Source organism: Kitasatospora sp. NPDC057518 (genome assembly GCF_042802075.1).
Classification (GTDB): Bacteria; Actinomycetota; Actinomycetes; order Streptomycetales; family Streptomycetaceae; genus Kitasatospora.
On sequence record NZ_JBHVEU010000367.1, the window covers coordinates 1 to 9,088 of the forward strand.

General features: G+C 73.1%; 8 protein-coding genes and 1 pseudogene. 3 read left to right on the plus strand and 6 right to left on the minus strand.

Annotated elements, in window-relative coordinates; translation table 11 throughout:
- Positions 1-36: 36 nt before the first annotated feature.
- From ACFU7Z_RS29690 to ACFU7Z_RS29705, 4 genes are all read right to left on the minus strand, one after another.
- Positions 37-1,248, minus strand: a complete 1,212-nt coding sequence (locus tag ACFU7Z_RS29690) for an MFS transporter (protein ID WP_380780841.1) — start codon at positions 1,246-1,248, stop codon at positions 37-39.
- Positions 1,249-1,541: 293 nt separating this feature from the next.
- Complete coding sequence (locus ACFU7Z_RS29695; RefSeq protein ID WP_380780843.1) at positions 1,542-2,264, minus strand: GNAT family N-acetyltransferase; 723 nt, start codon at positions 2,262-2,264, stop codon at positions 1,542-1,544.
- Between the two features lie 54 nt (positions 2,265-2,318).
- Positions 2,319-3,380: a GNAT family N-acetyltransferase gene (locus ACFU7Z_RS29700; RefSeq protein ID WP_380780845.1), complete on the minus strand. Its 1,062-nt coding sequence runs from the start codon at positions 3,378-3,380 to the stop codon at positions 2,319-2,321.
- 182 nt (positions 3,381-3,562) lie between these two features.
- A complete protein-coding gene (locus ACFU7Z_RS29705) occupies positions 3,563-3,913 on the minus strand; it encodes a DoxX family protein (RefSeq protein ID WP_380780848.1) in 351 nt (116 codons plus the stop codon).
- A 150-nt stretch (positions 3,914-4,063) separates the two neighbouring features.
- Here ACFU7Z_RS29705 and ACFU7Z_RS29710 point away from each other — a divergent pair, with 150 nt between their 5' ends.
- From ACFU7Z_RS29710 to ACFU7Z_RS29720, 3 genes are all read left to right on the plus strand, one after another.
- A complete protein-coding gene (locus ACFU7Z_RS29710; protein WP_380780851.1) occupies positions 4,064-4,978 on the plus strand; it encodes a LysR family transcriptional regulator in 915 nt (304 codons plus the stop codon).
- A 220-nt stretch (positions 4,979-5,198) separates the two neighbouring features.
- On the plus strand, positions 5,199-6,902 hold the full coding sequence (locus ACFU7Z_RS29715) for an ABC transporter permease (protein ID WP_380780854.1): 1,704 nt from the start codon (positions 5,199-5,201) through the stop codon (positions 6,900-6,902).
- A gap of 84 nt (positions 6,903-6,986) precedes the next feature.
- Positions 6,987-8,312, plus strand: a complete 1,326-nt coding sequence (locus ACFU7Z_RS29720; RefSeq protein ID WP_049650703.1) for a nitrate/sulfonate/bicarbonate ABC transporter ATP-binding protein — start codon at positions 6,987-6,989, stop codon at positions 8,310-8,312.
- A gap of 19 nt (positions 8,313-8,331) precedes the next feature.
- Here the strand turns inward: ACFU7Z_RS29720 and ACFU7Z_RS29725 are convergent, their stop codons facing one another.
- Entirely contained in the window at positions 8,332-8,703 is a 372-nt protein-coding gene (locus ACFU7Z_RS29725; RefSeq protein ID WP_380741107.1) for a VOC family protein, read from the minus strand.
- Positions 8,704-8,767: 64 nt separating this feature from the next.
- Positions 8,768-9,088: pseudogene (locus ACFU7Z_RS29730) on the minus strand (hypothetical protein); the annotation flags it as partial.

Below are 9,088 nucleotides of genomic sequence, written 5' to 3' on the forward strand. Positions count from 1 at the left end.
GGTCCGGGCCCGGTGTCGGCGACGCCAACGGGATCGTCAGCCGTTCTCGCAACGATCGGGAGCGGGGGCCGCGGGCCGCTCCATCTCGCGCAGTCGTGCGAACGGCGCGGCCGTGGCGAGAGCGAGAGCGATCGCTCCCACGAGCAGGAGGGCGAACCAGCCGCCGGACTCGTCGATGACGACTCCGGCCGCGGCGGACGCCAGCGAGGCGCCGAGGTTCACGGAGGTGTTGATCCAGGTCGACGCCTCCGTCCGGCCGGACTCCGGGACGACGGTGTCGGCGATGAGGTACCCGGTGATGAGGGAGGGGGCGAGGAAGAGGCCGACGAGGGCGAGGCCTGCGGCGAAGAGACCGAGCGGGTGCAGCTGGGACACGAGCACCGCGGCGAGCCCCATGCCGGTGCACAGGGTGAACAGCCTCGCGCCGATGCCCGACGTGAGCTTCAGCTGCCCGTAGAGGAACCCGCCGAGGGCGCTTCCGCCGGCGAAGGCCGCCAGGAGCCAGCCCGAGGCCGCGACGGCGTCACGCTGCGCGGCGACGGCCGGCGCCGCGATCTCCGCGACGCCGAGCACGCCGCCGACGCCCACGAGGACGGTCAACACCCGTGCGAATCCCGGCTGCTGGAGCGGGCGGTCACCCCGTGCGACACCCCCTCCGGTTCCGCGCAGCGCCCCCGACGACGCGCTGGACGTCATCGCCGCGGTGCCGAGGAAGACCGTGGCGGCGGTCACCCAGAGTCCGGTGGCGGGAGACGTGGCCACGATGACCGCGGTGATGACGACGGGACCGCCGACGAAGAGGAGTTCCTCGCAGACCGCGTCGATGCTGAACGCCTTCGTCCGCTGGTCGCCGGCCGTCGTGAGCGACGCCCAGACCATGCGCATCGCGGCCCCCAGGGGCGGCGCCGTCAGGCCGACCACCGCGCCGAGGACAAGGAACCAGGCATCCGGGACGCCCTCGGCGCCCGCGATGAGCGCGAGGGCGACGAATCCCGAGGCCTGGCCTGCCGCCATGGCGGTGAGCGCGATCCGCTGCCCGAGCCGGTCGACGGCCCGGGCGCGCCAGGGGGCGGCGACGACGTTGGCGATCCCGAACGTCGCTGTGGCGAAGCCGGCCTGGGAGTACGAACCCGTACTGGCCTGGACGGCGAGGAGGAGGGCCAGGCCGCCCATCGCCAGGGCGGACCGGGCGACCAGGGCGGGGAGGAAGGCGCGAAGCGCGCCGGGAAGGAGAAGCACTGCGAGCATGAGGAGGCTCCGATGATGCGCGGCCGGAGTCGTGTGCGCGGCCGCCGACGTCTGACGGTGATCGAAGTCCGGAGGGCATGCGGAACCGCACCCTCGACGGATCAGAACCTGGGCGGGAGGGACCCAGGACCGTCAGATGAACATCACGATGAACACCCGCGGAGCCTAACAGGCGGGTTGCGGAGACCAGCCGGAATTATCGCCCCGCCGGTGCCGCCCCGGTGCGGGCCGGTGGGCCCGGTGTGCTCACCAGGGCGGCGGAGGGATTCGGCGGGTCGCCGGGTGGGCGGAGCCTATGCGGGCGAGTCCGGGGAGACGGTGTCCCAGGTGCCGAACCGGGTCAGCCCGGCCGAGCCGGCCGCCGCCACCGAGGCGTGGTTGTCGAGCTGGCAGCGGTACTGCGGCTGGTGCTCCCGCGCGAGGGCGTGCCGGGAGATCGCGCGTACGAGGCGTCGGGCGTGGCCCTTGCCCCGGTAGGGCGGGAGCGTCAGGACGCCGAGGTCGGCCAGCGGTGCGTCGTCCCACGGGTACATGCTGGCCACGCACACCAACTGCCCGTCCTCGAAGGCTCCGTAGACCGCCCAGTGGTCCAGCTCGACGGAGGCGTCGTCGAGGTCCTGCTCGGACGCCGCCTCCTCGAACCGGGCGAAGGCCGGCGCGTCGGCCTCGGTGAGGGGGCGGATCGAGGGGTCGTCCGGCTCGCCGAGCAGCGCCTCGTGGGCCTCGTCGGTGAAGTAGAAGAGGTGGTCGGCGCCGTGCAGGGCGATGCCGGACTTCTCCAGCCGCTGCCGGAAGCCGGCCTCGTCGACCGGCTGTGCGTCGTCCAGACCCAGGACCCCGGCGACCGCCGGGGTGAGCAGGACGCGCGTCCTCCCGTCGGTCGTCGTGAGGACGGTGAGCCGTTCGTCCTCCTCCAGGGCGGCGTCGGCGGTGATGGTGAAGGAGCCGTCGTCGTGGAGGAGCCGGCTCGTGGCGGAGGGGGTCAGCCAGAAGTCGGTGATGGGGGTAGGGAACACGTCGGGTGCTTTCTCCTCGTAGTGGCCGGGACCGGGGCGGGTCGGAACGGCGGGTCAGAAGCGTTTGGCGAGCGTGACCGCGCGGTCGGTGACCGTGAAGCCGAGGCTCTGGTACAGCCCGAGGGCGCCGGTGGGGCTCTCGGCGTCGACGTCGAGCACGGCACGGCCGAGTCCGTCGGCCCGCAGCGCCCGCAGTACGTGGGCCAGCATCGTGCGGGCCAGCCCCCGCCCCCGCCCTTCCCGCCGCACGCCGACGGCCGTGACGTAGCCGAACGGGCCGCCGCGCAGCGGCCATTCGTCCGGCGCCACGTCGACGAAGACGAATCCGACGACGCGTTCGCCGCCGTGCGGGTCCGGGGTGACGGCGAGCAGCGACAGGTCGGGGCGGAACGCCTCCAGCCGGTCGCCGGAGGCCCACTCCGCGGCGGTGACGGGCTGGCTGCCCCAGTGGTCGCGGAAGGCGTCGTTCATCGCGGACCTGGCCCGCTCCGTCCACTCCTCCCCGTACGGCACGAGCCGTACGTCCGAAACCGAGGGCGGCTCGGCGACCGGGGCGGCGAGGTCGCGCTCCAGCTCCAGCCACCACCGGGCACGCTCGTAGCCGTGTGCCTCCAGGAGCCGGATCGCGGGGGTGGCGTGGTCCTGCGCGCTCGACGCGAGCCAGCCCGGCAGCGTGGCCTCGCTCGCCGCGAGGTGCTGAAGCCCACGGGCCTCCTGCCACGCCAGGAGCGCCGTGCCGATGCCCTCGCCCCGGCGGTCCGGGAGCACCGTTCCGTCGAGTTCCACCCAGACGACCGTCTCCTGGGCCGCCGGGGCCACGGCCGACCCGTAGGCGACGGCCCGCCCGGCGGTGTCGACGGCGATCACCGCGTCACGCTCGGGGTCGAAGACCTCGCTGCCGAACTCCTCCTCCAGCTCGTCCCTCGTCACCAGCGACCGCGGGTGGTCGACCCTTCCGGCGGCACGCGCCAGGTCGAGGACCAGGCCGATGTCGTCGGCGGTGACGGGTCTCCAGGTGAGCCCGTCCCCGGCCGTGGGCAGCGCGATCGACGACGGAGCGGTCACCCGGTCGCGCAGGGCGCTGAGTCCGGGGTTGTGATGTGTGGTCCCACTCATGGGGAGACATCCTTTCTCGGCGCCGACCGCGCCCGTTCCGGGACCGCTGCGGCCGCGGGCCGAAGTACGTGGACGAAGGCGCTCGCACCGGCCGGGAAGTGTCCCGGCCGCGCGGGCCGTGCGGACCTCGCGCAATGCCGATCCGACCGTATCGACCGGAAGCCGTGGAGAGAAATGATTAATCACCGGGCGATGGCGAGCCCGAGAGAAGCGCCGGCCAGCGCGAGATAGGCGCCGGGAAAGGCGATGTTGTAGAACACGCGGGCACGGACGTGGGCCGCCATGGCACCGGCGTAGAACAGCACGAGGCCGATCGCGGCGGCCACGCCGACGGCCCGTACACCCAGGAGCCCGACGGCGAGCCCGACGGCCCCCGCGGCCTTCAGCGCGGCGAGCTTCGGGAGCCAGGACTTCGGGAGGTTGACCTCGGCCGAATTGGCCAGGACGAATTCGGCCTTCGCGAAGTCCGCGATGGCGATCCCGGCATTGGCCACGATCGTGACGACGGTGACGACCATGTAGGCGACGTGCATGGATATGGACCGTTCAGGAGAGGGTGCGGTAGGAGCCGGGGGCATCGCATGGTTGTGGCGCCGTGCCCGTTCCCGCGGCCCGCTTGGCTGTATTCACTCTCGGTGAGCCCCCGGACTTGCGTCCAATACCTGCTTCTATAACCTGATGGAATGGATGTCGACACCCGGCTGTTGCGCTATTTCGCCACCGTGGCGGAGGAAGGCAGCCTCACCCGAGCGGCGGAACGACTGTTCGTGTCCCAGCCGGCGCTGACCAAACAGATCAGGCAGCTGGAGACCCAGCTCGGCGTGCCGTTGTTCACGCGCTCCCGGGCCGGCATGGCCCTCACCGAACCGGGCCGGGCGCTGCTGGCGCGGGTACCCGCCCTGCTGGCCGACTGGGACCGGGCGCTGCGGGAGACGAAGAGCACGGCCGACCGGGCGGCCCGCGTGCTGCGGGTCGGCTTCATGGCCAGCGCCGCCAACGAGACCACCCAGCGGATCATCGCGGAGTTCGCCCGCCGCCGGCCGGGATGGCGGGTCGACATGCGGCAGGCCTCGTGGTCGGACCCGACCGCCGGGCTCGCCGACGGAGACGTCGACGCCGCCCTGCTGCGGGTGCCCTTCCCGGGCCGGGAGAATCTGCGCGTGGAGGTGCTGTTCGCCGAGCCCCGCTGGATCGCGCTCCCCGCGGCCCACCCGCTCGCCGCGCGTGACGTGATCCCCTTCCGGGACCTGTGGGACGAGCCGTTCGTGGCCGCCCCGCCGGAGACGGGCTGGTGGCGGGAGTACTGGCTGGCCGCCGACGAACGCGAGGGCCACCCCGTCCGCATCGGCGCCGTCACCGACCAGCCCGACGCCTGGCTCAGCGCGATCGCCAACGGCTACGGCATCGCCCTCACCCCCGAATCCTCCGCCCGCTTCTACGCCCGCCCCGGCATCACCTACCGGCCCGTCAGCGGCGTCAGCCCCAGCCGGGTCGGCATCGCCTGGGCGCCCGCCGACGACGCCAACCCCGTCGTCCAGGACTTCGTCCGCTGCTGCCTGGACAGCGCACCGACCGGAGCCGGCGAGACCACCGCGTAGTCCGACGCCGCACCCTCCGCGCGGAGAACCCGCTCGGCGGCGCCGGTGGGCGTCCTCGTCGGCCCCGGGGCATTGGTCCGTGTCGGTGAGCGCCCCCGTCGCGCGCCCGGGGATGGGCGGTCCGGCGGACCGGGCGTGGTTCAGTGGCGCGGACGGCGGTGACCAGGGGCTTCGGAGGGTGGTGCGGATGTCGGGCGAGGGCGGGTTCCCTTCCCGCGGCGTGTGGCGGCGCCCGGCACTGCGCTGGGTGGACGTGCTGGTGACGGCGGCGCTGGTGGGGCTGCTGTACGGCCTGCTGCGGCTGGCCCCGTCGCTGGACGCGCCGTTCCTGCCGGAGCAGGCGCCGTCCACGGTGTCGACCGACCCGTCGGACCTGCCGTACTACGCGGTGCGGTCCCTGCTGCGGATGTTCGTGGGGCTCGTCGTCTCCGTGCTGTTCACCTTCGTCTATGCCACGGCCGCGGCCCGGATGCGGCGGGCGGAGAAGGTGCTGCTGCCGGTGCTGGACGTCCTCCAGTCGGTGCCCGTGCTGGGGTTCCTGTCGGTGACCGTGACCGCGTTCATCAACCTCTTCCCCGGTTCCACGCTGGGGCTGGAGTGCGCGTCGATCTTCGCGATCTTCACGTCGATGGCGTGGAACATGACGTTCGCCTTCTACGCCTCGCTGACCAGCCAGCCCGGGGAGCTGGACGAGGCGTCCCGGGTCATGCGGCTGACCAAGTGGCAGCGGTTCTGGCAGCTGGACGTGCCCGGCGGGATGATCCCGCTGGTGTGGAACGGGATGATGAGCTTCGGCGGGGCGTGGTTCTTCCTCGCCGCGTCCGAGTCGATCAGGGTCCTGGGGCACCAGTACGCCCTGCCGGGCATCGGGTCCTACGCCGCCGCCGCGATCCAGGAGGGGGACCTGGGGAAGGTGGGCATCGCGATCGCGGTGATGGTCGTGATGGTGGTCGGGGTGAACGTGCTGTTCTGGCGGCCGGTGGTGGCCTGGTCGGAGCGGTTCCGGGTGGAGGAGTCGGAGGCCGCCGAGCGGCCGCGCAGCGCCGTGCTGGACCTCCTGCGCCGCTCCAGCGTGCCGGAGCTGCTCGGACGGCCGCTGCGGCCGGTCGGCACGGCGCTCGACCGCGGCACCCGGGCCTTCGGCCTGGCCGAGCACCCGCTGGCCCCTCCGGCGGCGCGCGAGCGGACCGGGGACGTGTTCTTCGCGGGCGTGGTGACGGCCGTGGTGCTGCTCGGCACCTGGCGGGCCCTGGACTACGTCGACGCCACGGTCGGGCTGGGCGAGTTCGTGCACGCCCTGTGGCTGGGCGCGGTCACCTTCGGCCGGGTCGTGGTCCTGCTCGTCGCGGCGACCGTGGTGTGGGTGCCGATCGGTGTGTGGATCGGCATGAACCCCAAGGTCACCCGCTTCGCCCAGCCGGTGGTGCAGGTGCTGGCGAGCTTCCCCGCGAACTTCCTCTTCCCCTTCGCCACGGTGCTCTTCGTGGCGCTGGGCATCTCGCTGAACGTCGGCGCGGTGCTGCTGATGGCCCTGGGCGCGCAGTGGTACATCCTGTTCAACGTCATCGCCGGCGCCTACGCCATCCCCTCCGACCTGCGCGAGGCGATGACCGGCTTCGGGGTGGGCGGGACGCTGCGGTGGCGCGCGTTCATCCTGCCGGCGGTCTTCCCGTACTACGTCACCGGCGGGATCACCGCGGCGGGCGGTGCGTGGAACGCCTCCATCGTCGCCGAGGTCGTCGACTACGGATCCCACCACCTGACCGCGACCGGGCTCGGCGCCTACATCACCGCCGCCACCGCCACCGGCGACTTCCCGAGGATCCTGGTCGGGATCAGCGTCATGAGCATCTACGTCGTCGCCCTCAACCGCCTGCTGTGGCGCAGGCTCTACCGGATCGCCGACACCCGCTACGCACTCTGACCGAGGGGCCGAGAGACCGAGGGACGGCGAGACAGCGGGACAGCGAGACAGAGGGACCGAGAGGCCGAGGACCGAGGGAGCGCGATGACCACCAGCACCGTCCACACCCCGATCGTCGAGGCGGTCGGCGTGACCAAGACCTTCACCACCCCCGACGGGCGGGCCCTGCCGGTGCTGGAGGACATCGGCCTGCGCCTGGTCGAGGGCGAGATCGTCGCCCTGCTCGGCAAGTCCGGCTCCGGCAAGTCCACCCTGCTGCGCTGCCTGGCCGGCCTGATCGCCCCGTCGTCCGGCACCGTCTCCTACCGGGGCGATCCGCTCACCGCCGCCAACCCCGGGGTGGCGATGGTCTTCCAGTCGTTCGCGCTGCTGCCGTGGCTGACGGTCCAGCAGAACGTCGAACTCAGCCTGCGGGCCCGCGGGGTGGGGGAGGAGGAGCGGCGCCGGCGGGCGCTGGACGCGATCGACCTGATCGGCCTGGACGGCTTCGAGGGCGCCTACCCCAAGGAGCTGTCCGGAGGCATGCGGCAGCGGGTCGGGTTCGCCCGGGCCCTGGTGGTCGAGCCGGACGCGCTGTTCATGGACGAACCGTTCTCCGCGCTGGACGTGCTGACCGCCGAGAACCTGCGCTCCGAGCTGGTGGGCCTGTGGGAGGGGCACGAGGCGCCGGTCAAGGCGATCCTGATCGTCACCCACAACATCGAGGAGGCGGTGCTGCTCGCCGACCGGATCCTGGTGCTCTCCTCCAACCCCGGGCGGATCCGCGCCGAACTCACGGTGGACCTGACCCGGCCCCGCGACCGCCGCACCCCGCAGTTCGAGGCGCTGGTCGACACGGTCTACGGCATCCTCACCGGGCGGGAGGAGGGCGCGGCCGCCGGCGCCGGACCGGCCGCCCGTCCGGTCGAGACCCCGATCACCGTCCCGCTGCCGCAGGCGAGCGTGGGCGGCCTCGCCGGCCTGCTGGAGATCCTGCTCGCGATGGGCGGGGAGGAGAGCCTCGCGGAGATCGCCGACGAGCTCAACTTCGAGGTGGACGACCTCCTGCCGATCGTGGACGCCGCCGTCCTGCTGGGCCTGGCCACCACCATGGCCGGCCGGATCGCGGTCACCGGCGTCGGCCGGGAGTTCGCGGCCGCCGACATCCTCGCCAGCAAGCAGCTCTTCGCCCGGCTGGCCGCCCGTCGTGCCCCGCTGGTGCGCGCCATCGTCCAGTCCCTGGCGGCCACCGAGGACCACACCCTGCGCGAGGGCCTCTTCCTCGACCTGCTGCGGCGCGGCTTCGACCCGGTCGGCGCGCGCCGGCAGCTGGAGACCGCCATCGACTGGGGTCGGTACGCGGAGCTGTACGACTACGACGCCGACGACGCCGAGTTCGAGCTCGAACCCGGGGCGGAAGCCGCGCTGTGACGCACCGGGCCCCGTCCGGTCAGGGGGCCGCGGCTTCGACGAACTCCAGGAGATTGCCCACGGGGTCGGTGGTGTAGAAGCGGCGCCGGGGCGGCAGGCTGTCGTCCCAGACCACCTGCGCGCCGAGTTCGGCGAGCCGGTGGGCGAAGTCGTCGATCTCGCAGACCGCGAGGCCGGGGTGGGCCTTGGTACTGGGGCGGAAGCGCTCCTCGACGCCGAGGTAGAGCCGGACCCGGCCGCCGTCGGCGGCGAACCAGCAGCCGCCGCGGCCGGTCAGCGGCCCGGGCTTGGGCAGCTCCGCCATCTGGAGGACGTCGCCGTAGAAGGCGCGCAGCAGTGCCTCGCTGCCGGGTGGTGCGGAGAGCTGGACGTGGTCGAGGGCCGTGATCACTGCGGTGTCCTCTCGGTCGGGGTGGTCGGGGTGGTTTCGACGGGCGGCCGGGTGCGGGCCGTACTCAGGCGAGTGCCGGCTCCGCGGCTGTCGTCGGGTGCCCGGCTGTCGGCTGCTCGGCGGCGTCGCGGCCGTCGTCGAGGTGCCAGTGCAGGTCGCGTACGCCGGGCTCCAAGGACAGCCGGGTGACGACCTGTTCGAGCGCCGGGGCGATCTGTCGGGCGATCGCGACGGTGGCCCGCAGGCTGGTGGCGTCGCCGTTGTCGGTGCGGCGGGCGCGCAGGCCGGTGGGGGCGAGTCCGGAGCCGGCGAGGGCCTGGAGCAGCAGGGCCCGGATGTGGGTCTCGGACTTGCGGTCGCATTCCAGGTGGACGGTGGCGCGGGT